Source organism: Litorisediminicola beolgyonensis (genome assembly GCF_042679605.1).
GTDB lineage: Bacteria > Pseudomonadota > Alphaproteobacteria > Rhodobacterales > Rhodobacteraceae > Litorisediminicola > Litorisediminicola beolgyonensis.
Map to the genome: position 1 here is coordinate 81967 of NZ_JBHTMU010000012.1, position 21030 is coordinate 102996.

19 protein-coding genes and 1 pseudogene are annotated in these 21030 nt (G+C 66.1%); 15 read left to right on the forward strand and 5 right to left on the reverse strand.

Going from position 1 to position 21030, the window contains the following annotated elements; all coding sequences use genetic code 11:
- Positions 1-8 precede the first annotated feature (8 nt).
- The 8 genes from ACFQ4E_RS08855 (at position 9) to ACFQ4E_RS08890 (ending at position 8573) form a co-directional block, all read left to right on the forward strand.
- Entirely contained in the window at positions 9-1052 is a 1044-nt protein-coding gene (locus tag ACFQ4E_RS08855; protein ID WP_386802673.1) for a substrate-binding domain-containing protein, read from the forward strand.
- A gap of 107 nt (positions 1053-1159) precedes the next feature.
- Positions 1160-2623, forward strand: coding sequence for a phosphate ABC transporter permease subunit PstC (pstC, locus tag ACFQ4E_RS08860; protein ID WP_386802675.1), 1464 nt, complete (start codon positions 1160-1162; stop codon positions 2621-2623).
- Entirely contained in the window at positions 2620-3975 is a 1356-nt protein-coding gene (gene pstA, locus ACFQ4E_RS08865; protein WP_386802678.1) for a phosphate ABC transporter permease PstA, read from the forward strand. The genes pstC and pstA overlap by 4 nt, the downstream gene beginning before the upstream one ends.
- 13 nt (positions 3976-3988) lie before the next feature.
- Entirely contained in the window at positions 3989-4786 is a 798-nt protein-coding gene (gene pstB / locus ACFQ4E_RS08870; RefSeq protein WP_386802680.1) for a phosphate ABC transporter ATP-binding protein PstB, read from the forward strand.
- Positions 4786-5529 carry a phosphate signaling complex protein PhoU gene (gene phoU, locus ACFQ4E_RS08875; RefSeq protein ID WP_386802683.1) on the forward strand — a complete coding sequence of 248 codons (744 nt, stop codon included), beginning with the start codon at positions 4786-4788 and terminating at the stop codon, positions 5527-5529. The genes pstB and phoU overlap by 1 nt, the downstream gene beginning before the upstream one ends.
- A gap of 4 nt (positions 5530-5533) precedes the next feature.
- Complete coding sequence (gene phoB, locus ACFQ4E_RS08880) at positions 5534-6223, forward strand: phosphate regulon transcriptional regulator PhoB (RefSeq protein ID WP_386802685.1); 690 nt, start codon at positions 5534-5536, stop codon at positions 6221-6223.
- 45 nt (positions 6224-6268) lie between these two features.
- Entirely contained in the window at positions 6269-7444 is a 1176-nt protein-coding gene (locus tag ACFQ4E_RS08885; RefSeq protein WP_386802687.1) for an amidohydrolase, read from the forward strand.
- A gap of 91 nt (positions 7445-7535) precedes the next feature.
- The gene (locus ACFQ4E_RS08890) at positions 7536-8573 is read left to right on the forward strand and encodes a patatin-like phospholipase family protein (RefSeq protein WP_386802689.1); all 1038 of its coding nucleotides are present in this window, start codon (positions 7536-7538) and stop codon (positions 8571-8573) included.
- Here ACFQ4E_RS08890 and ACFQ4E_RS08895 read toward each other — a convergent pair.
- From ACFQ4E_RS08895 to ACFQ4E_RS08910, 4 genes are all read right to left on the reverse strand, one after another.
- Positions 8557-9474, reverse strand: a complete 918-nt coding sequence (locus ACFQ4E_RS08895) for a calcium/sodium antiporter (RefSeq protein WP_386802691.1) — start codon at positions 9472-9474, stop codon at positions 8557-8559. The two genes, ACFQ4E_RS08890 and ACFQ4E_RS08895, sit on opposite strands and share 17 nt — an antisense overlap.
- 165 nt (positions 9475-9639) lie before the next feature.
- Positions 9640-10341 carry a DUF502 domain-containing protein gene (locus tag ACFQ4E_RS08900; protein ID WP_386802693.1) on the reverse strand — a complete coding sequence of 234 codons (702 nt, stop codon included), beginning with the start codon at positions 10339-10341 and terminating at the stop codon, positions 9640-9642.
- 58 nt (positions 10342-10399) lie between these two features.
- Positions 10400-11341, reverse strand: coding sequence for a pseudouridine-5'-phosphate glycosidase (locus ACFQ4E_RS08905; RefSeq protein ID WP_386802695.1), 942 nt, complete (start codon positions 11339-11341; stop codon positions 10400-10402).
- Positions 11338-12240, reverse strand: coding sequence for a PfkB family carbohydrate kinase (locus ACFQ4E_RS08910; RefSeq protein WP_386802697.1), 903 nt, complete (start codon positions 12238-12240; stop codon positions 11338-11340). The genes ACFQ4E_RS08905 and ACFQ4E_RS08910 overlap by 4 nt, the downstream gene beginning before the upstream one ends.
- 132 nt (positions 12241-12372) lie before the next feature.
- Between ACFQ4E_RS08910 and ACFQ4E_RS08915 the strand changes: the two genes are divergently transcribed.
- From ACFQ4E_RS08915 to ACFQ4E_RS08930, 4 genes are all read left to right on the forward strand, one after another.
- Entirely contained in the window at positions 12373-13674 is a 1302-nt protein-coding gene (locus ACFQ4E_RS08915; RefSeq protein ID WP_386802699.1) for a HupE/UreJ family protein, read from the forward strand.
- A 240-nt stretch (positions 13675-13914) separates the two neighbouring features.
- Positions 13915-14475, forward strand: a complete 561-nt coding sequence (locus ACFQ4E_RS08920; protein ID WP_386802701.1) for a PAS domain-containing protein — start codon at positions 13915-13917, stop codon at positions 14473-14475.
- On the forward strand, positions 14462-17317 hold the full coding sequence (locus ACFQ4E_RS08925) for a chemotaxis protein CheB (protein ID WP_386802703.1): 2856 nt from the start codon (positions 14462-14464) through the stop codon (positions 17315-17317). The genes ACFQ4E_RS08920 and ACFQ4E_RS08925 overlap by 14 nt, the downstream gene beginning before the upstream one ends.
- A gap of 11 nt (positions 17318-17328) precedes the next feature.
- Positions 17329-17895, forward strand: coding sequence for a sensor histidine kinase (locus tag ACFQ4E_RS08930; RefSeq protein WP_386802705.1), 567 nt, complete (start codon positions 17329-17331; stop codon positions 17893-17895).
- Here ACFQ4E_RS08930 and ACFQ4E_RS08935 read toward each other — a convergent pair.
- On the reverse strand, positions 17863-18315 hold the full coding sequence (locus ACFQ4E_RS08935) for a response regulator (protein ID WP_386802707.1): 453 nt from the start codon (positions 18313-18315) through the stop codon (positions 17863-17865). The two genes, ACFQ4E_RS08930 and ACFQ4E_RS08935, sit on opposite strands and share 33 nt — an antisense overlap.
- 419 nt (positions 18316-18734) lie before the next feature.
- Here ACFQ4E_RS08935 and ACFQ4E_RS08940 point away from each other — a divergent pair, with 419 nt between their 5' ends.
- The 3 genes and pseudogenes from ACFQ4E_RS08940 to ACFQ4E_RS08950 form a co-directional block, all read left to right on the forward strand.
- A complete protein-coding gene (locus tag ACFQ4E_RS08940; RefSeq protein ID WP_386802709.1) occupies positions 18735-19304 on the forward strand; it encodes a hemerythrin domain-containing protein in 570 nt (189 codons plus the stop codon).
- Between the two features lie 7 nt (positions 19305-19311).
- Positions 19312-20334, forward strand: a complete 1023-nt coding sequence (locus ACFQ4E_RS08945; RefSeq protein ID WP_386802711.1) for a glutathione S-transferase C-terminal domain-containing protein — start codon at positions 19312-19314, stop codon at positions 20332-20334.
- 505 nt (positions 20335-20839) lie between these two features.
- A pseudogene (locus ACFQ4E_RS08950) lies at positions 20840-20955 on the forward strand (transposase); the annotation flags it as partial.
- Positions 20956-21030: the final 75 nt, after the last annotated feature.

Consider the following 21030-nt stretch of genomic DNA (forward strand, 5'->3'; position numbering starts at 1 on the left):
ATTCATCCATGAACGCCACCAAGTTCACCGCCGCGTCCGTGCTGGCCCTCGCGGCCGCCACTCCGGCCTTTGCCCAGAGCCGCGACAACGTGCAGGTCGCCGGATCGTCGACCGTCCTGCCCTATGCCTCGATCGTCGCCGAAGCCTTTGGCGAGAACTTCGACTTCCCGACGCCGGTGGTGGAGTCGGGCGGTTCCTCGGCGGGCCTCAAGCGCTTCTGCGAAGGCGTGGGCGAGAACACCATCGACATCGCCAACGCCTCGCGCGCGATCCGCGAGAAGGAAATCGAGGCCTGTGCCGCCAATGGCGTGACCGACATCATCGAGGTCCGCATCGGCTATGACGGCATCGTCTTCGCCAGCCAGATCGACGGCCCCGAGTTCACCGCCTTCGAGCCCGCCGACTGGTACAGCGCCATGGCCGCCGAGATCCCCGTCGACGGCGCGATGACCGCGAACCCGAACATGACCTGGGCCGATGTCAATGGCGACCTGCCCGCGGTCGAGATCGCCGCCTTCATCCCCGGCACCAAGCACGGCACCCGCGAGGTCTTCGAAGAGAAGGTCCTGCTGCAGGGCTGCGAGGACACCGGCGCCATGAAGGCGATGATGGACATGGGCATGGACGAGGACGCCACCGAGGAGGCCTGCATGGCCGTCCGCGCCGATGGCAAGGCCGTCGATATCGATGGCGACTACACCGAGACCCTCGCGCGCATCAGCTCGAACCCCGATGGCATCGGCGTGTTCGGCCTGGCGTTCTACGAGAACAACACCGACAAGCTGAAGGTCGCGACCATGGGCGGCGTCGAGCCGACCACCGAGAGCATCGCGTCGGGCGAGTATCCGGTGTCGCGTCCGCTCTTCTTCTACATCAAGAAGGCGCATATCGGCGTGATCCCCGGCCTCAAGGAGTTCGCCGAGTTCTTCGTCGCCGACGAAATCGCAGGCCCCGACGGCCCGCTGTCGGATTACGGTCTTGTGGCCGACCCCGCCCTGGGCGAGACGCAGGCCGTGGTGGCCGACGAGGTGACCATGGGCCAGGGCTCCTGATCCCGGCCGACTGATCCTGTCCGGGGGCGGCGCCGATCCGCCCCCGGAGCCATTTTCCGGCCTCCGGTCTGCTCCGGGGCCGATATCCGACCACCAGAGAGGTCTCCATGCCCGGCTTCTGGCTTGCCTGCCTCATCCTCGCTCTTGCCGCCTTGGGGTTCGCCCTCGGCCGCAGCCGCGCGCTCGCCAGTGTCGGCGGCGACCGCCGGCAGCTGCATTCGCTGCCCGGCTATTACGGCTGGAACGTCGCGCTGAAGGCGGCGACCCCGGCGCTCGGCCTGATGGTCGTCTGGCTGATCGCCCAGCCGCTCGTCGTCGAATACGCGGTCTCGGACCGGCTCGCCGAAAGCGCGGCCAGCGAGGACCGCGACCTGAGCCTGATGCTCGCCGATGTGCGCCGCGTGGCCTACGGGCTCGACGCGGCCCTCGCGCAGGGCATCCTCAGCACCGAAGAGGTCGCCACGCTCTCCGCCGATGACGATGCGATCCGCGACAGCCTCGCACGGGCCGGCGTCGCGCTTGGTTCGGACGTGAGCCCCCCCGTCCTCGACGCCGCACAGCGCTACCGGGCGCTGTCGTCCACCGGGCAGATGATCCTGACCGGCTTGGCGCTTGTCATGGCCGTCGCGGGCTTCGTCTGGGCGCTCCGCGAGGCGAGGGCCGAGTTCCGCGCCCGCAACGTGGTGGAGCAGGGCGTGCGCGCCATCCTGATCGGCGCCGCCTGCATCGCGATCCTTACCACCATCGGCATCGTCCTGAGCCTCGTCTTCAACACGATCGAGTTCTTCCGGATCTACCCGGCGGCGCATTTCTTCCTGTCGACGACGTGGCAGCCCTCGTTCGGCGGCGGCTCGGAGCTTGGCATCCTGCCGCTTCTCTGGGGTACGCTCTACATCTCGCTGATCGCACTGATCGTCGCGGTGCCCATCGGCCTCTTCGCCGCGGTCTACCTGTCGGAATACGCGACCAAGCGCGTCCGCTCCATCGCCAAACCCGCGATCGAGGTGCTGGCCGGGATCCCGACCATCGTCTACGGCCTCTTCGCGCTCCTGACCGTCGGGCCGCTTCTTCTGGGCGTCTTCGGGGATGACGGGCTCGGCTGGATGCAGGCGGGCACGGCGGTGATGACCGCCGGGCTGGTGATGGGGATCATGCTGATCCCCTTCGTCTCGTCGCTGTCGGACGACATCATCAACGCGGTGCCGCAATCGCTGCGCGACGGATCCTACGGGCTCGGCGCGACGCAGTCCGAGACCATCCGCCAGGTGATCCTGCCCGCAGCCCTTCCGGGCATCGTCGGCGCCATCCTTCTGGCCGCGAGCCGTGCCATCGGCGAGACCATGATCGTGGTCCTGGGCGCCGGGGCCGCGGCGCGGCTCTCGCTCAACCCGTTCGACGCGATGACCACCGTTACCGCCAAGATCGTCAGCCAGCTGACCGGTGACGCGGATTTCGCCTCGCCCGAGGCGCTCGTGGCCTTCGCGCTCGGGATGACGCTCTTCGTCATCACGCTGGGGCTGAACGTCCTCGCCCTCTACATCGTGCGCAAATACCGGGAGCAGTACGAATGACCGATGCGACCGCACAATCGGGCGCCGCGCCGCGCCCCAAATCCTCGCTGATCCGGACCGACGCGCGCACCGCCAAGCGCAACGCCGCGGAGAAGCGCTTCCGGGCCTACGGCATCGCCGCCATCGGCGCAGGCCTCTTCTTCCTCGTGGTCCTTCTGGCCGCGATCCTGAGCAACGGCGTCACCGCGTTCCAGCAGACCTTCATCGAGGTGCCGGTCTATCTCGACCCCGCCAAGCTCGACAAGAACGGCAACCGCGACCCCGAGGAGATGGCCAAGGTCTCGACCTTCGGCTACGCGCCGCTGATCCAGGAGGCGGTCTGGGCGCATGTCCAGGAGCGCGGCATCGAGACCGAGCTCGAGGGTCCGAAGGCGATGAAGGAGCTCTTCTCGGCCTCTGCCGCGGCCCAGGTGCGGGACCGGGTGCTGGCCAATCCCGCCTTGGTGGGCGAGACCATCGACGTGCGCATTCTCGCGGCGAGCCGGGTCGACGGCTATCTCAAGGACCGCGTCAGCCGCGACAGCGTCGCCCGCGACAAGAACATCGACGCGGCGCATCTCGATCTCGTCGATGCGCTCCGCGCCGAGGGCGACGTGGTCAAAGGCTTCAACTGGGATTTCATCACCGGCACCGACGCCTCGGAAAGCCGCCCCGAGCAGGCGGGCATGGGCGTGGCGATGCTGGGCTCGCTCTTCATGATGCTGACGGTCCTGATCCTGTCGCTGCCCATCGGCGTCGCCGCCTCGATCTATCTCGAGGAGTTCGCCCCCCAGAACCGCTTCACCGACCTGATCGAGGTCAATATCTCGAACCTCGCCGCGGTGCCCTCCATCGTCTTCGGTATCCTAGGTCTTGCGGTCTTCATCCAGTTCATGGAGCTGCCGCAATCCGCGCCGGTCGTGGGCGGGCTGGTCCTGACGCTGATGACGCTGCCGACGATCATCATCTCGACCCGCGCCGCGCTCAAGGCGGTGCCGCCCTCGATCCGGGACGCCGCACTCGGGGTGGGCGCGTCGAAGATGCAGTCGGTCTTCCACCATGTCCTGCCGCTCGCGATGCCCGGCATCCTGACCGGCACCATCATCGGCCTCGCGCAGGCCCTGGGCGAGACCGCGCCGCTCCTTCTGATCGGCATGGTCGGCTATATCGCCACCAACTATCCCGACGGGATCGCCTCGGGCTTTCTCGATCCCAACTCGGCGATGCCCGCGCAGATCTACGAATGGGCCAAACGCGCCGATCCGGCCTATTACGAACGCGCCTGGGGCGGGATCATCATCCTTCTGGTGTTTCTCTTCGCGATGAACCTCATCGCGGTGCTCCTGCGCCGCAAGTTTGAGCGCCGCTGGTAAGGAGTATAGAACCATGTACGACACCCCCCTTTCGGAGAGAACCGTGAGCGCAACCGACACCAAGATCTCCGCCAAGAACGTCCAGGTTTTCTACGGCGACACCCATGCCATCAAGGACGTGACGGTCGATATCCAGGACAAGACCGTGACCGCCTTCATCGGTCCGTCGGGCTGCGGCAAGTCGACCTTCCTGCGCTGTCTCAACCGGATGAACGACACGATCCCGATCGCGAGGGTCGAGGGCGACATCCTGATCGATGGCGAGGACATCTACGACAAGCGCGTCGATCCGGTGCAGCTGCGCGCCAAGGTCGGCATGGTCTTCCAGAAGCCGAACCCGTTTCCGAAATCGATCTACGACAACGTGGCCTACGGCCCGAAGATCCACGGGCTCGCCAAGAACAAGGCCGAGCTCGACGAGATCGTCGAGAAGGCGCTCCGCCGCGGGGCGCTCTGGGACGAGGTCAAGGACCGGCTCGCGGCGCCGGGGACGGGCCTCTCGGGCGGCCAGCAGCAGCGTCTCTGCATCGCGCGCGCCGTGGCGACCGAGCCGGAGGTTCTCTTGATGGACGAGCCGTGCTCGGCGCTCGATCCCATCGCCACGAGCCAGGTCGAGGAACTGATCGACGAGCTCCGCCGCGACTACTCGGTGGTGATCGTGACCCACTCGATGCAGCAGGCCGCGCGGGTGAGCCAGAAGACGGCGTTCTTCCACCTGGGCAACCTCGTGGAATACGACGTCACCGACAAGATCTTCACCAATCCGCGCGACAGCCGCACGGAAAGCTACATCACCGGGAGGATCGGCTGATGGCCGGCAGTGACATGACCCCGCATATCGCCTCGGCCTTCGACCGCGACCTCGAAGGGATCCAGGCGCAGATCATGAAAATGGGCGGGCTCGTCGAGACCGCGATCCGCGAAGCGGCGAGCAGTCTCGAGAGCCGCGACGAGGAGCTGGCCGAGAAGGTCCGGCTCGGCGACCGCGCCATCGACGCGCTGGAAGAGCAGCTCTCGGACGAGGCCGCGCGGGTGATCGCGCTGCGCGGTCCGCAGGCCTCGGACCTGCGCGTGGTGCTGTCGGTCCTCCGGATGTCGGCCAATCTCGAGCGGATCGGCGATCTGGCAAAGAACATGGCCAAGCGCACCGGCGTCCTGATCAAGCTCCAGCCCATCGAAAGCTCGCCCGCCTCGATCCGCCGCATGGCGCGCGAGGTCGAGCTGATGCTGAAGGACGCGCTCGACGCCTATGTGCAGCGCGATCCCGAGCTGGCGCAGGACGTGATCGAGCGCGACCGCGATGTCGACCAGATGTACAACACGCTCTTCCGCGAGTTCCTGACCTTCATGCTGGAAGACCCGCGCAACATCACCGCCTGCATGCATCTGCATTTCATCGCCAAGAACATCGAGCGCATGGGCGATCACGTCACGTCCATCGCCGAGCAGGTGATCTTCGTGGTCTCGGGCGAAAAGCCCGGCTCGCCGCGCCCGAAGGCCGACCTGACCTCGTCGGATCCGACCTACAGCCCCGGCACGGTCTCCGAGGAGTGACGCGATGAGCTCCGAGCAGCCCACCGTGCTTGTGGTCGAGGACGAGGCCGCCCAGCGCGCGGTCCTGACCTACAACCTCGAAGCCGAGGGGTTTCGCGTCGCCGCCGCCGAGAATGGCGAGGAGGCGCTTTTGATGGTCGAGGAGGAGAATCCCGACATCGTCGTGCTCGACTGGATGCTGCCCGAGGTCTCGGGGATCGAGGTGTGCCGTCGTCTGAAGACCCGCGCCGAGACCCGCGCGCTGCCGGTGATCATGCTCTCGGCGCGCTCCGAAGAGGTCGACCGCGTGCGGGGGCTCGAGACCGGCGCCGACGACTACGTCGTGAAGCCTTACTCGGTGGTCGAGCTGATGGCCCGGGTCCGCGCTCAGCTGCGCCGCGCACGGCCCGCGACCGTGGGTGTGCGGCTCGAACACGAGGATATCGTGCTCGACGCCGAGACCCATCGCGTCACCCGCGACGGGCAGGATCTGAAGCTGGGACCGACCGAGTTCCGGCTGCTCGCGACTTTCATGGAAAAACCCGGCCGCGTCTGGTCGCGGGAACAGCTGCTCGACCGGGTCTGGGGCCGCGACATCTATGTCGATACGCGGACGGTCGACGTGCATATCGGGCGGCTGCGCAAGGTCCTGATGCGCAACGGCGGCACCGATCCGCTGCGGACCGTGCGCGGGGCGGGCTATGCGCTTGGGTAGGGCGGTTTTGTCCTGCAGTGGCCTGCTCTGCGGCCGGTCAGGTTGATGCTGAGCAATTCCGATCTCGTCGAGCTGACCGCCTTCCGGCGGCTCCTTCATCAATGGCCCGAGACCTCCGGCGAAGAGACCGACACCGCGCGCCGGATCGCCGACGCTCTGGTCCCGCTCGGTCCCACGCAGGTTCTGACGGGTTTCGGCGGGACCGGCGTGGCCGCGATCTTCGCCTCCGACAGGCCCGGGCCGACCGTGCTGTTCCGCGCCGAACTGGACGCGCTGCCCATTCCCGAGGAGCCCGGACCGGACTGGCGCTCGCAAGTGCCTGGCAAGGGGCATCTCTGCGGCCATGACGGTCACATGACCATTTTGCTGGCCCTGGGGCGGCTCCTCGCCCGCCGTCAGGTGGCGCAAGGCCGCGTCGTCCTGATGTTCCAGCCCGCCGAAGAGGACGGATCCGGTGCGCGCGCCGTGGTTGCGGACCCGCGCTATGCGGAGATCGCGCCGGATTGGGTCTTCGCTCTCCACAACGATCCCGGTCGTCCGCTGGGCGAGGTCGGTCTCTGCGACGGCCTGGTGAACTGCGCCTCGCGCGGGCTGGCTGTCACGCTCTCGGGCCGGACCGCGCATGCCGCGACGCCCGAGACCGGCATCTCGCCCGCCCCGGCTTTGGCCGAGCTGATCCCGGCGCTGACCGCCCTTGCACATGGCGACGAGCGGTCGGACGCCTTCCGCATGGCCACGATCACCCATGCGCGGCTCGGAGAGCCGACCTTCGGGATCGCGCCGGGCGAGGCGCTGTTGCACGTCACCCTGCGCACCGCGCAGGACGACGCCATGGCGGCGCTCGCCGCCGAGGCTGACGCGATCATCACAGACGTCGCCGAGCGACACGGTCTGACGGTCTCGATGACGGTGCAGGACGATTTCGCGGCGTCGATCAACGCGCCCGAGGCGGTCGCGATGGTGCGCGCGGCGCTGGACGCGCTTGGCGTTCCTGTAAGCGGGCAGGGCCTTCCGATGCGGGCGTCGGAGGATTTCGGCGTGTTCGGCTGGCAGGCCGGGTCGGCGATGTTCTGCCTCGGCTCGGGCGAGACCTGCCCGCCGCTTCACGATCCGCGCTACGATTTTCCCGACGACCTGATCCCCATCGGCGCCGCGATCTTCGAGCGCATCGCGCGGGATCTCTTGGGTGGCGTTGCACAGGCCGCTCGACCTGCTCGCTGAAAGAGCTCGCGACACAGCGCGACGCGGCGGCATGCCGCCCAAGGCCCGCTTCCCCTTGCGAGGAGCCGCAACCGGGGTCATCTAGCAGCTCATGACATCCAAACGCATCAACATCGCCCTTCAGGGCGGCGGCGCGCATGGCGCCTTTACCTGGGGCGTGCTCGACCGTCTCCTCGATGACGAGCGCATCGAGATCGCCGCCATCTCGGGCACATCCGCCGGAGCGATCAACGGGGCCGCCTACAAGGCCGGCTGGATGAAGAACGGCCGCGAGGGCGCACGGGAGGAGCTCGACTGGCTCTGGTCCGAGATCGGGCGCCTCGATGCGCTCGGGTTCCCCGAGTGGATGAATGCCTGGCTCCCCGATCCCGGGATCGTGTCGCTGGGCCTCAGCTATTCTCCCGCCTTCCTCTTCGGCGACAGCCTGGCGCGGGCGACCTCGCCCTATGCCTGGGGACCGCTCTACGACAACCCCCTTAGACCCATCGTCGAGCGGTTCGAATACGAGCATGTCTGCTCGGTCGACGGCCCGCAGCTTTTCGTCTGCGCCACGTCGGTGCGTGACGGAAAGGTGCGCGTCTTCTCCCGCGACAAGCTCACCACCGGCGCGCTGATGGCCTCGGCCTGCCTGCCGACTCTCTTCCAGGCGGTCGAGGAGCCGTGCCCGAACACCGGCGAGATCGAGGCCTTCTGGGACGGCGGCTATTCGGCCAACCCCGCGCTTTTCCCGCTCTACCAGCAGGATCTGCCCGACGATATCGTGGTGGTGAACATCAACCCGCTCCACCGCGACGCGGTGCCGATCACGGCTCAGGAGATCCAGAACCGAATCAACGAGATCAGCTTCAACTCGGCGCTCCTGCGCGATCTCCGGGCAGTGAACTTCGTCCAGCGCCTGATCGCGACCGGCGCGGTCGGCGAAGGGCAGATGAAGAACGTCCTCGTGCACATGATCGCCGATGACGAACTGATGAACCGGCTGTCCGTCGCAACCAAGCTGACGCCGATCCCCTCGGTCATTCTGCAGCTGAAGAAGGCCGGACGGGCCGCGGCGGAGACTTTTCTCGATCAGCATTTCGACGATCTGAACGTGTCTCAGACCGTCGATCTGGTCAGAATGTTCGGCTGAGCCAGCCCAGATACGCGACATATCCCAGGAGAAGCGCCCATCCCTCGCGCCGGCTCAGCCGTGCGCCGGAGTGGCAGAAGACAAGAAGAACCAGCGTCGCGGCGAGCATGACCCAGACATCGAGCCGCGCGATCTGCTCGTCGACGGGCAGGGGCAGCGCCAGCGCGGTGACGCCCAGGATGCCGAGCACGTTGAAGACGTTCGAGCCGAGCACGTTGCCCAGCGCCACCGCGCCATGACCGCGCCGCGCCGCCACGACCGAGGTCACAAGCTCCGGAAGCGACGTGCCCACCGCGACCAGGGTGAGCCCGATCACCGTCTCCGAGACCCCGGCGGCGCGCGCGATCCCGATGGCGCCCTCGACCAGCATCACCGCGCCCGAGAGAACAAGCGCGAGGCCAAGCCCGAAGCGCATCAGCGCGCCGGGCAGGGTGCCCTGGGCCTCGTCCGGTGCGGCCTCGACGCTGCCAGACCGCAGGGCGGTCCAGAGGAAGAGCCCGAGTGCCAGCACCAGCGCCAGACCAGCGCCACGGCCGATCATCGGCAGGAGAGACAGCGCCGCGACGGCCAGCGCCGCGGCCAGAACCCAGCCTCCGTCGCGTCTGAGCGCGCTCCGGTCGACCGCGACCGGGCGGATGGCCGCGGCGAGCCCGAGGATCAGCAGGATATTGGCGATGTTGGAGCCCACGACATTGCCGAGCGCGATGCCGGGACTGCCGAGCGACGCGGCCCGGAGCGAGGTGATGAGCTCGGGCATGGATGTGCCGAAGCCGACAAGCGTGAGCCCGATCACGAGGGGCGACACGCGCAGCCGCTGCGCGACGGTGACGGCACCGGAGACGAGCCACTCGCCGCCGAAAAGAAGCGCCGGAAGACCGGCGGCGATCAGAAGGACGTCCATTCGTTAACCGTTAAGAGCCGCGGGCACCGCGCCTCTGGCCGAGCAGACATCGGCATGGAGCGGCGGCGATCAAGGCCCGGCGATAAAGATTTCCTGGGAGTGCTGAGAGCGCCCTATGCGCGGCAGGGACGCTTCAGGCTGTCGAAAGCTACGCGCTCGACAGCCTCAGGACGCCAGCCGCGCCGGGCTGTCCTCGCCCTCGGCTTTCTTGACGCCGTCGCCGCTCGGATAGACGAGCCCCGCCGAGATCACGAGCTTGGCGGCATCCTCGAGCGACATGTCCAACTCGATCACGTCCTCGCGGGGGAAGAACAGCAAGAAGCCCGAGGTCGGGTTCGGCGTGGTCGGCACGAAGACCGAGGTCATGCCCGAGGTGTTGGGCGCGCGGCGCGCGACCTCTCCCTTGGTGTCGGTCGAGATGAAGCCGATGGCCCAGATGCCCTTGCGCGGATATTCGATCAGGCAGGCTTTCTCGAAGCTGCGCTCGGATTGCACGAAGACCGTCTCGGCGATCTGTTTCACGCCGGAATAGATCGAGCGCACGACCGGCATGCGCAGCACGAGGGTTTCGCCCCAGCGGATCAGCGACCGGCCGATCAGGCCCTTGGCGATCCAGCCCACGAAGATCGTGAAGGCGAAGAAGAAGATCACCCCGATGCCGCGGAGGTTGATGCCGATATATTCCTCGGGGTTGAAGCGCGCGGGCACCAGCGGCAGGACGAAGCCGTCGATCCATCCGATCACGGTCCAGATGAGCCAGATCGTCAGGCCGACCGGCGCGATCACGACGATCCCCGTCAGGAAGCTGGCCCTGACACGGGAGATGAAACCCGGTTTTCGGGGTTCTTGTTCGAAGGGCGTCGTCATCGGTCGGCGAAATGGCTCGTGCAGCTACAAGGGTTTACCTAGTCGCGCTCCGTCTCAACTACAATGCCTGGCTGGTCTCCGCTGCGTCGCCGCCGGGCAGCTTGACCATTTCTGCGGCGATTTCCGCGGCCAGGCGGGCATTGTTGAGCACCAGAGCGATGTTCGCCTCGAGCGAGCGGCCCTCGGTCAGCTCGTAGATCCGCTGGAGGAGATAGGGCGTCAGCGCCTTGCCGTAGATGCCGTGATCCTCGGCATCCTTCATCGCCTTGCCGATCACCGGGCTGAGCTCGGCGCGCGGGATCTCGGCCTCTTCGGGAATCGGGTTGGCGACAAGCTGGCCACCGGAAAGGCCAAGCACGGCGCGGGCGCGGTGCGCGCGGGCGATATCCGCGGGGTTGTCCATGCGGAGCGGCGCGCGCAGGCCCGAGGAGCGCGACCAGAAGGCCGGAAGCAGATCCTGGCCATAGGCGATGACCGGCACGCCGAGGGTCTCCAGCACTTCCAGGGTCTTCGGCAGGTCGAGAATGGCTTTCGCGCCCGCGGCCACCACCGTCACTGGGCTCTGGGACAACTCCTGAAGGTCGGCGGAGACGTCGAAGCTGGTCTCCGCGCCGCGATGAACGCCGCCGATGCCGCCGGTGGCGAAAACCGCGATGCCCGCGATCCGCGCGGCGATCATCGTCGCCGCGACCGTGGTCGCCCCGGTGCGCCCCTCGGACATGCAGACCGCCATGTCGGCGCGGCTGAGTTTCGCGACCCCCTTCGCATCGGCCAGCGCCTCGAGCTGCGCGTCGTCGAGACCGACGCAGAGCGTGCCGTCGAGGACCGCGATCGTGGCCGGCTCGGCGCCGCCCTTGCGGACTTCGGCCTCGATGGCGCGCGCGGTCTCGAGGTTCTGGGGCCGGGGCATGCCATGGGTGATGATCGTCGATTCCAGCGCGACCACCGGTTTGCGGGTCTTGAGCGCATGTGCCACGGCGGGCGAAAGCTGAACGGTCATGACGGCGTGTCTCCTGAGACGTAATGGGCCGCGGCATCGAGCGCGGCGGCCAGTGCGGCGCTGCGATCATCGCCGCGCCCCTCGGCGGCGATATGCGCCGCCATGAACGTGTCGCCCGCGCCGGTCACCCGGGTCACGAGCACCTTGGGCGGCTCGGCGGTGATCAGCCCGTCGGCATCGGCCTCGGCGCAGGTGCGCCCGCCATCGGTGACGAGCGCCCGCATCGCGCCGCGCGCGATCAGCGCCTGCGCCGCCGCCGGTGCGTTCTCGAAGACGGTCTGGCAGAGCAGCCCGGCCTCCTCGAGATTGACATAGAGCGCCCCGCGCCCGGCCCTGAGGAAGGGCAGGAGCCGCTCGGCCTTGCCGGGCGAGGCGGGCGCCAGGCGCAGGTCCGCCGCGCCGAAGGCCGGGTCCTGCGCGATGTCCTCGAGAAGGCTCACGGTCAGATTGCCGTCAAGCGCCACCGGCCCGGCATAGGGCGCGGTCGCCGACCCAAGCCGTCCGTCGCGCAGGGGAGCGAGGATCTTGGCGCCCGCCGCCTCCAGCGAATGCGCGTCCGCGATCGCGGCAATGAGCCCGTTCGCGGCCTCGATCGCCATGTAGATGTCGGTGGGCAGGTCCTCGGAGACGTAGAGGTAGCCGGTGTCGAGCCCGAGCCCCTCGCAGGCCGCGATCAGCGCGGTGCCCTGCGGATCGCGCCCCAAAGCGCCCAGGAGCGCGGGCCGCATTCCGAAGCGCGCCAGCGTCATCGCGATGTTGAAGGCGACGCCGCCGGGGATGCGGGTGATGCGCCCGGGCAGGTCCGAGCCTTTCTCCATATGCCCCGGCGTGCGGCCGATCACGTCCCAGAGGACGGCTCCGATGCAGAGAATGTCAGGCGGGGCAGGGGCACGGGTCATGGGATCTCTTCTGCCCGGTTTTCGAGCAGTTTCGCAAGCGCCTCTGGACCTCGGGTGAAACTCGCGCGACATGGGAGACGTGGCTGCTCTGTCCCACCCAGCCGCACCGGCCCGCACTGGAAAGGTTTTTTGATGCGTTTCGTTCTTCTTTGCCTCGCTGTCCTCGGTTGGAGCGCCGCTGCGCAGGCGCATGAGGTCCGGCCCGCCATTGCCGATCTCGAGGTCACGGGCGGCAGGCTCAGCCTCGAGGTGACGTTGAACGCCGAAGCGCTGCTCGTCGGTGCGGATCTCGAAGGGGTCGCCGACACCGACGCGCTCGAGGCCTCGGACGAGATCGACGCGCTCCGGAAACTGCCGCCCGAGGATCTGGCCGCGCGGCTCGACGCCGATGCGGCCGCGATTTCGGACGCGCTCTCGGTCACCGCGAACGGCACGCCGGTCGGCCTTGCGCTGGACCGCATCGCGCCGGGACCGGTGGACGACCCGTCGCTGCCCCGGGACACGCAGCTGGGCTTCACCGCCGAGCTCCCGCCCGGGGCGTCGGAACTGGTGGTCACCTGGCCCGCGAATTGGGGCATGCTGGTCCTGCGCCAGCAGGGCGTCGACGAGCCCTATACCGGCTATCTCGAAGGCGGCGTTCCCTCCGAGCCCATCGCGCTCGAGGGCGGAGGCGAGATGTCGGCGGGGCGCGCGTTCCTGGCCTATATTCCCGTGGGCTTCGAGCACATCGTGCCGATGGGGCTCGATCACATTCTCTTCGTGCTGGGGCTCTTCTTCCTCTCGACCCGGCTCGGCCCGCTTCTCTGGCAGATCAGCGCCTTCACCGCCGCCCATACGGTCACGCTGGCGCTCGGCGCGCTCGGGATCGTGAGCATCCCCGGCGCCATCGTCGAGCCTCTAATCGCCGCGTCGATCGTCTTCGTCGCGGTCGAGAACATCGTCTCGGATGGACTGAGCCGCTGGCGGCCCGTGGTGGTGTTCCTCTTCGGCCTTCTCCACGGGCTCGGCTTCGCCGCGGTGCTGGGCGAGTTCGGCCTGCCGTCCGGGCAATTCATCCCGGCGCTTCTGGGCTTCAATATCGGGGTCGAGATCGGGCAGCTCTCGGTGATCGCTGCGGCCTTCGCGCTGGTCTATGTCGCGCTAGGCGTCGACGCGCTCGAGATCTCCGAGCGCACCGGCTACGCGACCTATGGCGTCCTGACGCTGAGCTTCACCGCGCTCGCGCTCCTTCTCGGTGGCACGGGCTTCGCCGCGGCCATGGGCGCGCCCGCGCCGGTGTTCCTCCTGCCGCTCGCCGGCCTGTCGCTCCTGTGCCTGATCTCGGTCGCGCGGCGCGACGTGCTGAACGCCTATCGCGCCTATGTCGCGATCCCGGCCTCCGCCGCCATCGGCCTCGTTGGTCTCTGGTGGGTCATCGAGCGCGTCTTCCTGTAAGCGGGGTCGAGGGGCTCTGTCCGCGCGACGGACTGAAGGTCCCGCTGAACCAGAAGACGTCTTCTGCACGCTCCGCGGGGCTCATCACCTGATCGAGCGATGGCGACGCCGTTGCACTACCTGTCAAACGCCTGGCCCGCTCGTCATTGCGGACGACGCCCAAGCGCCGCGCGTGAGCCTTTGGCCATCGTCACTACGATCCGCCCTTGCCATGGACGCGAAACTGCACAAGATCGCGGCATGAGCGCGAGCTGTGACGACCCTCCGATTCCAGCCGGCCTCCGGGACGTGCTCCAGAACAGCAGAGTGTCCCTCTCGCTTGCAGATTTCACCCAACACGATTGCCCGCTGATCGCGGTGAACGAGCGGTTCTGCGATCTGAGCGGATACCGGCAGGACGAGGTGTTGGGGCGCAATTGCCGCTTCCTGCAGCCCTCGGGCGGCGCGGGGCCGGTGCGTGAGCGGATGCGGACGTTTCTCCATGACGCCTCGCAGACGCATGGACGCTTCCTGATCCCCAATATCCGGCGCAACGGGAAGCTGTTTCTCAATCTCGTCTACATGAGCAAGCTGTATCGGCAGGGCGCCGTCGCGATGGTTCTCGGCTCGCAGTTTTCCGTCACCGGGAACAGCCAGCACGACACCGAGCTTTACGACGCGGCGCTTCTTGAAGATCTCCGGATTTTGAAGGACGTTCTCAGCGAAAGTGCGATGTTGCTGGCGGGCAGCTACGAATCTCTGGCATCGTCTCACTCGATCGTTGCGCAGGCAAAACTCGATGGGGTCGATGGAGAAGACTGAGAACGGCGACGACATCTTTCCGGTCGTCGGAGTGGGTGCGTCGGCTGGTGGGCTTGAAGCCCTCAAGGAAATGTTCAGCGGCCACAAGCGCCTGCCGGACATGGCTTTTGTCGTCGTCCAGCATCTCGATCCCACGCACGAGTCGCTCATGGCAGAACTCATCGACCGCTACACGTCGATGCCGGTCCGCCAGGCGGAAGGGAACGAGCGTCTCAAGCCCAACCATGTCTACGTGATCCCGCCGGGCTATGGCCTTGCGGTGAAGGACGGAATCCTCAGCCTGACGGATTTCAAGGACCCGCGCGGCATGCGGCGCCCGATCGACGATTTCTTCGAGAGCCTCGCGCTCGACCAGAAGAATCTCGCGGCCTGCGTGATCCTCTCGGGCACCGGCGCCGATGGCAGCCGGGGTCTCCGGGCGATCAAGAAACATGGCGGGCTTTGCGTGGTCGAACGCCCCGAAAGCGCCGCCTATGACGGCATGCCTTCCTCGGCGATCAGCACGGGGCTTGTCGACATCATATCCGAGCCGCGGGAGATCCTGGGCTATCTGAAATCCTTCTTCGAACGCGGCAGCCTGACCGGCGACGAGGCGGAAGATGCGGGCCATGTCGCCGACAGCGTCGACGAGCTGTGCACCGTGCTTCGCGAAGCCGTCGGCCATGATTTCTCGCAATACAAGCGCAGCACGCTCAATCGCCGGATCGCGCGGCGCATGCAGGTGCTCGGCATCGAGGACAGCGCGCAATATATCGACCGGCTGCGCCACGGGCCGGAGGAGTGCAACGCGCTCTTCCGCGATCTCCTGATCAACGTGACGCGCTTCTTCCGCGACCCCAAGCATTTCGACACCCTGAACCGGCTGGTCATCGATCCGCTCGTCGCCGAAAGCCGCGACGGCGAGGAATTGCGGGTCTGGGTGCCCGGCTGTTCCAGCGGCGATGAGGCCTATTCGATCGCGATGCTGTTCGCGGCCGCGGTCCGCAAGCACGGCAAGCGGCCCTATGTGCAGATCTTCGCGACCGATATCGACGACAAGATGCTCGAACTGGCGCGGCAGGCCAGTTACCCGCTGGCCTCGCTGGGGGATATCCCGAAGGAGTTTCACGACGATTTCCTGCTGGTCGGACATGACCGGATCTCGATCGCGCCGCGCATCCAGGACATGGTGAGGTTCAGCGTGCACAACCTGGTGCGCGATCCTCCGTACTCCAAGATCGACCTGATTTCCTGCCGCAATCTCCTGATCTACTTCGAAGAGAGCCTGCAGAAGATCGTCATCCCGTTCTTCCACTTCGCCCTGAGAAAAGACGGGCGCCTGCTTCTTGGCCCGTCCGAGGCCATCGGTCGCTACGAGGACCTGTTCGAGGTCGTCGAGCAGAGCGCGCGTCTGTTCCGGCGGCGGAACGTAAAGAGCAACTACTCGCTCAAGCTCACGGCGGACAACCGGACGACGCAGGCGCTGAGGCGTCTGGAGAAGACCCGGTCCGAGCCGGAACGCACGAGCCGCGTGGATGTCAGCGCGATGGAGATCGTCGCGCAGAAATACGCGCCGGTCAGCCTGCTGGTCGATCGCGAGGGCATGCTTCTCGATCGCTGGGGTTCCGCCGGTCGCTATCTCGAGTTCCCGGAACGGCTGGAGCGCAACGTGCACGTTCCGACGCTCGCCAAGCCGGGCCTTCGCGAAAAGATCGGGCCACTGATACGGCAGGTCTCGGAATCGGGACGCCGGGCCGGCGCGCTCGACGTCGAGGTGCGGACCGACTTCGGTACGCTGGGCGTGAAGGTCATCTGCGAGCCGGTGCAGGACTATGCGTTCCTGATCGTGATCGTGGAGACGAAGCCGCTCGAGGCCACGGACAACGACGATTTCGACGAGTTCCAGTCCGACGACAACCAGATCCAGTTCCTCGAGGACGAGCTTCGGAACACACGGCACAGCCTGCGGTCCACGGTCGAAGAGCTTGAGACGGCCAACGAGGAGCTCAAAAGCTCGAACGAAGAAATGATGTCGATGAACGAAGAGCTTCAGTCGACGAACGAGGAGCTGACGACGGTCAATGACGAGCTCAAGAACAAGCTCGATCAGCTGACGGTCGCCAACGCGGATCTCAAGAACTTCTTCGACAGCACCCAGCTTGCCGTCCTCGTTGTGGACGCGGATCTGAACCTTCGCAGTTTCACCGACGCCGCTCTCGAGATTTTCCCCATCGACAAGAGCTTCATCGGCCGTCCGCTGGACAAGATCCCGACGAAGCTCAGTGCCCGGCACATGATCGAGGATGCGCGCCGCGCCGCGATCGATGGCGAGCAGACCGAGACCAGCCTGCATTCCACGGAGCTTGAGGCGGAGTACATTCTGCGGAGCATTCCCTACCGGCTCATGGATGGCGACATCGACGGCGCGACCCTCGTCTTCACCGACGTGACCGAAGCGCTTTCGCTGCAGCGCAACCTGAGGGAAGAGCGCGAGCGCCTGAGACTTGTGCTCGAAGTGGCGAAGATCGGTATCTGGGAATACGAGCCTGCCACCGACAAGACGGTTCTCGATGCGACCGAACGCGCGCTTCTGAACATCTCCGACGATGATCCGGCGGGCGCGATGGAACCGATCCTCGCGTCGCTGCCGTCGGAAGACCGGGATCGCGTGAACCGTGCGCTCAGGATGGCCATCGAGGGCGATCGCGAGTTCAACGAAACCTTCCGCGTTCCGCTTGGCGATGGAAAGTTCAGGTGGCTCCACGGCCTCGGCAAGCAGATCGAGGTCCATGGGTCCGGAAGTTCATCGGCGTCACGTTCGACATCTCGAAAGATCGAGAGCTGCTCGACCAGCGCGAATTGATGATCCGGGAGATGAACCATCGCGTGAAGAACCTGTTCTCCGTGGTCTCCGCGATGGTGTCGATCGCGGGACGGGAGTCGGACGACTCGCAGGAGCTGGCCAACAGCCTGCGCAACCGCATCCACGCGCTCGGAAAGTCTCACGCCCTCACGCTCGGCCAGCCTCACGACATCGACCGGGCGGTCTTCCTGAGCGAGTTGATCGACACCGTCGTCGCACCGAACCTCTCAACCCAGACGATCGAGAAGACCGGCACACCGCTGGCCCTCAGCAACTCGCAGATCACGTCGCTGGCGCTCGTTCTTCACGAATGGGCCACGAACGCGACCAAGTACGGCGCGCTCTCGGTGCCAAGCGGGCAGATCGAGATCGCGTGGCAGACCGAAGACAACATGATCAAGCTCACCTGGATCGAGACCGGCCAGATGGAAAAGCCTGCCAGCGATCCGAGCGTGGGGTTCGGAACCGGACTGATCTCTGCTGCGGCACGTCAACTGGGGGGCAGCGCGACCGGCGAGTGCACCTCGGACGGTTACCGCCGCACGCTAACTTTCGAGGACAACGGCGTCGTTCACTGACGGCCGATCCGCAGCGGTCGCTTCGAGGAGAGCTTCGCGGAGGTCGCGGGACGACACCGGTTTTTCGACGAACTGGCACTCCGCGAACTCGGTTTGCAGCTCCGCGTGCCGGGAATTGGCGCTGGTGAAGATAATCTTGCTGCCCTGGTTCTTCAGCTTGCGCGCGACCGGCCAGATCAGCTCGGTCCGGATGTTTATGTCCAGAAGCGCGACATCGGGCAGGCTGCTTTCAAGCGCGCCGAGCGCTTCGGAAATGGTCGAGCATTCGGAGTGAATGTCGAAGCCCAGATCTTCGACCAGCATGACAGTGTCCATGAGCACGATTGCCTCGTCCTCGACAATCATAACGCTACAAGTTCCAGTCATGTGGGTGTGCCCAATCTCGGCGTTGAAAACGTACTCTGTCCAACGAACAACCATGCGGCCCCGCGGTTCCGAAGCGCCGAGAGATTTCTCCCGTGTCTCACACTTGATGCACCACGATTTGGTTCAGTTCGCTGGTAACGGGCTAACGTGCCTGCGAACTTTGGGGGACAAGTGTGGCATGAGTGAGGTGCCCCACGACTTGCAGTCGCGTTGCATCGGTAGTGTGAGACGAGGGGACAAGCCGCGACAGCGTCGGGTAAAGATTGGCTTTCGGCTTCGGCACCGGACCGCTGCTGGCGCTGGTCGGCGTCTGTCGGCAGGACGACCGGTCCGGCTTCACGCGTCGCGGCATTCTCCGAACGAAACGCAGGAGCGGCCTCTGAATTGCAAGCCTCGCATAGCCGCCCTCGTGCCCGGCGCACTGGTGGGCGGCGCTTTGCCGCCCCACTTGAAGCGCTAGAAAGGAGAGACAGATGCTCGATACCAGCTACACCATCCGCCAGGACGCCATGCCCGAAGAGATGCGCTTTCTCCTCGAGACCTATCCCCGCGACAGCTGGGAGGCGCATCCCGGCTTCAAGGAAAAGACCCGTCAATGGCTTGGCGCGCACCAGATGTGCCGGCGCGTTGCCGAACAGATCCGGCGCGACACCGAGGTGATCCTCGACCGCGGCATGGCGCTCGACGACTATGCCGGGCGGCTCTCCTCCTACGGCGGCAGCCTCGTCGGAAACCTGCACGGCCACCATAGCTGGGAAGATCACGCCTATTTCCCGGAACTCTCCGAGGCCGATCCCCGGTTCGATGCGGGCCTCGAGTTGCTCGAAAAAGACCATTCCGATCTGGATGCGGTGCTGGACGGGTTCACCCGGTCGGCGAACCGGTTGATAAAGCTGACCACGCTGGACGAGGCGCAGGCCTATGACGAGGCCGGACAGGTCCATGCCGCCAGCGCAACGATCGAGGCGTTTCTGAAGCGCCATCTGACCGACGAGGAAGAGTTGGCCGTGCCGCTCATCCTGCATCACCGGCTGAGGGGCTGACGACGTCATGACGGAAGACACCTCCGTTCAGGAAGACCAGACCAAGGCGGGGGAGCGCCGCGCACGAGGTGAATTCGTGCGCGGCGTCAGCGGCTTCCGCCACGCTATCGGCGACGCGGATTTCCCGCCCGAGCCGGGGCGCTATCACCTTTTCGTGGCGCTCAACTGCCCGTGGTGTCACCGCGTGACATTGGCGAGGAGCCTCCTGGGGTTGCGGGACAGCATCACGATGGACGTGGCCTTCCCCAACCGCACGGGCGACGACGACCCAGCAGGTCAGAACCTGTGGGAGTTCTCGCCCGACCGCAGAGCCTCGCTCACCGGCGCGCCGCTTCCCGAATGCACACTGGACACCGGCACGGGTTTGGGGCTCAGGCTGGCGAAGGAGATATATCGGCGCGAAGGCTCGGAGGAACAATCGCTGCCGATCCTCTACGACAGGCGCGCGGGGCGGATCGTCAACAACGAAAGCGCCGAGATCCTCCGGATGCTCGATGCCCATGCCGGAGCCCTCGGCGCCGCGACCGATCGCGTCCGGCTCTATCCCGACGATCCGACGCTGAGGGACGAGATCGACGCGCTGAACGAGCGCATATACACCGCGATCAACAACGGCGCCTACAAGGCGGGGTTCTCGTCCGACCAGGAGGTCTATGCTGCCGCCTTCGATGCCTATTTCGAAACGCTGGCCTGTCTCGAAGCGCTGCTGTCCGATGGTCGCCCGTTCCTGACCGGCGACAGCTTTACCGAGGCCGACCTCCGGCTCTTTCCGACACTCTATCGGCACGACCCGGTTTATTATCTGCGGATGAAGCTCAACGGTGCGCGCATACTCGACTATCCACATCTCTGGCGCTGGATCTGCGGTGTCTACGCGCTGCCCGGCGTGGCAAAGTCCGGTTCGCTGATCCATTGTCGGCAGGGATATTTCGGCCGGTCTTGGAACGGCGTCGTCCCTCTCGGCCCGATCTCTCCGATGCCATATCCGGATGCCTACCTGCACCCGGAGCTGGCAGGGCCAGGAGCTTGAGGAAGCAGTGAGCCACGCGTCGCTGACCGCGACCTCACGGGTGAAAGCGTTGTGGCTCGCGGATGGTAAAAGAAAGAGGAGTGCCGCAGCGACCGGCGGCCCTCGCAACCACCGCCGAACGTCATCGCTCGCGACGCACAAGGTCTGCCGTTGCGCCAAGTGTCAGAAGAGATCGGTTTGTCCCAAAGATTGGCAGCAACCGACTACGTCTCAGCTTCCACCTTGAGGGCGGAGACGGGTTAAGACTGCACGTTCTCACGCCCTGCAATTTTCGAGTTTTCGAAATTGGGCTGGCGATATGTGCCGTCCAAGAAGATGTCCTCGTCCAGTCGTCTACCCGTCAGATGCGGGAACGACGCCTCGCAGAGACGACACGCGGCGTTGAAACCATGTCGCGCATTCGCGACCCGGCTGCTGCCGCTGATGCTCTGCCCCCTGAGAATTGGATCGATTGAAGCTGGAGTTTTCCGCTAGATTTCCCCGGCTGGGAGAGGAGCGGAATCGCATGAAGGCATCGAAGTTCACTGAAGCGCGAGACAGGCTTTCATCCTGAAGCAAGGCGAGGAAGGCACGCCCATCGCCGAGATCTGCCGCAAGGCGGGGATCAGCCAGGCGACCTACTGAATAGCCCCGCGTCTCTTAGACGCCCTCGTGCCTCAGTTTCTGCTGCCGCTCGAACTCGAGGGGCGACAGCAT

Bases quoted from the DNA above. Each gene is read 5' to 3' on its own strand.
- ACFQ4E_RS08855 (WP_386802673.1), top strand. From the start codon at position 9: ATGAACGCCACCAAGTTCACCGCCGCGTCCGTGCTGGCCCTCGCGGCC.
- pstC (WP_386802675.1), top strand. From the start codon at position 1,160: ATGCCCGGCTTCTGGCTTGCCTGCCTCATCCTCGCTCTTGCCGCCTTG.
- pstA (WP_386802678.1), top strand. From the start codon at position 2,620: ATGACCGATGCGACCGCACAATCGGGCGCCGCGCCGCGCCCCAAATCC.
- pstB (WP_386802680.1), top strand. From the start codon at position 3,989: ATGTACGACACCCCCCTTTCGGAGAGAACCGTGAGCGCAACCGACACC.
- phoU (WP_386802683.1), top strand. From the start codon at position 4,786: ATGGCCGGCAGTGACATGACCCCGCATATCGCCTCGGCCTTCGACCGC.
- phoB (WP_386802685.1), top strand. From the start codon at position 5,534: ATGAGCTCCGAGCAGCCCACCGTGCTTGTGGTCGAGGACGAGGCCGCC.
- ACFQ4E_RS08885 (WP_386802687.1), top strand. From the start codon at position 6,269: ATGCTGAGCAATTCCGATCTCGTCGAGCTGACCGCCTTCCGGCGGCTC.
- ACFQ4E_RS08890 (WP_386802689.1), top strand. From the start codon at position 7,536: ATGACATCCAAACGCATCAACATCGCCCTTCAGGGCGGCGGCGCGCAT.
- ACFQ4E_RS08895 (WP_386802691.1), bottom strand. From the start codon at position 9,474: ATGGACGTCCTTCTGATCGCCGCCGGTCTTCCGGCGCTTCTTTTCGGC.
- ACFQ4E_RS08900 (WP_386802693.1), bottom strand. From the start codon at position 10,341: ATGACGACGCCCTTCGAACAAGAACCCCGAAAACCGGGTTTCATCTCC.
- ACFQ4E_RS08905 (WP_386802695.1), bottom strand. From the start codon at position 11,341: ATGACCGTTCAGCTTTCGCCCGCCGTGGCACATGCGCTCAAGACCCGC.
- ACFQ4E_RS08910 (WP_386802697.1), bottom strand. From the start codon at position 12,240: ATGACCCGTGCCCCTGCCCCGCCTGACATTCTCTGCATCGGAGCCGTC.
- ACFQ4E_RS08915 (WP_386802699.1), top strand. From the start codon at position 12,373: ATGCGTTTCGTTCTTCTTTGCCTCGCTGTCCTCGGTTGGAGCGCCGCT.
- ACFQ4E_RS08920 (WP_386802701.1), top strand. From the start codon at position 13,915: ATGAGCGCGAGCTGTGACGACCCTCCGATTCCAGCCGGCCTCCGGGAC.
- ACFQ4E_RS08925 (WP_386802703.1), top strand. From the start codon at position 14,462: ATGGAGAAGACTGAGAACGGCGACGACATCTTTCCGGTCGTCGGAGTG.
- ACFQ4E_RS08930 (WP_386802705.1), top strand. From the start codon at position 17,329: ATGAACCATCGCGTGAAGAACCTGTTCTCCGTGGTCTCCGCGATGGTG.
- ACFQ4E_RS08935 (WP_386802707.1), bottom strand. From the start codon at position 18,315: ATGGTTGTTCGTTGGACAGAGTACGTTTTCAACGCCGAGATTGGGCAC.
- ACFQ4E_RS08940 (WP_386802709.1), top strand. From the start codon at position 18,735: ATGCTCGATACCAGCTACACCATCCGCCAGGACGCCATGCCCGAAGAG.
- ACFQ4E_RS08945 (WP_386802711.1), top strand. From the start codon at position 19,312: ATGACGGAAGACACCTCCGTTCAGGAAGACCAGACCAAGGCGGGGGAG.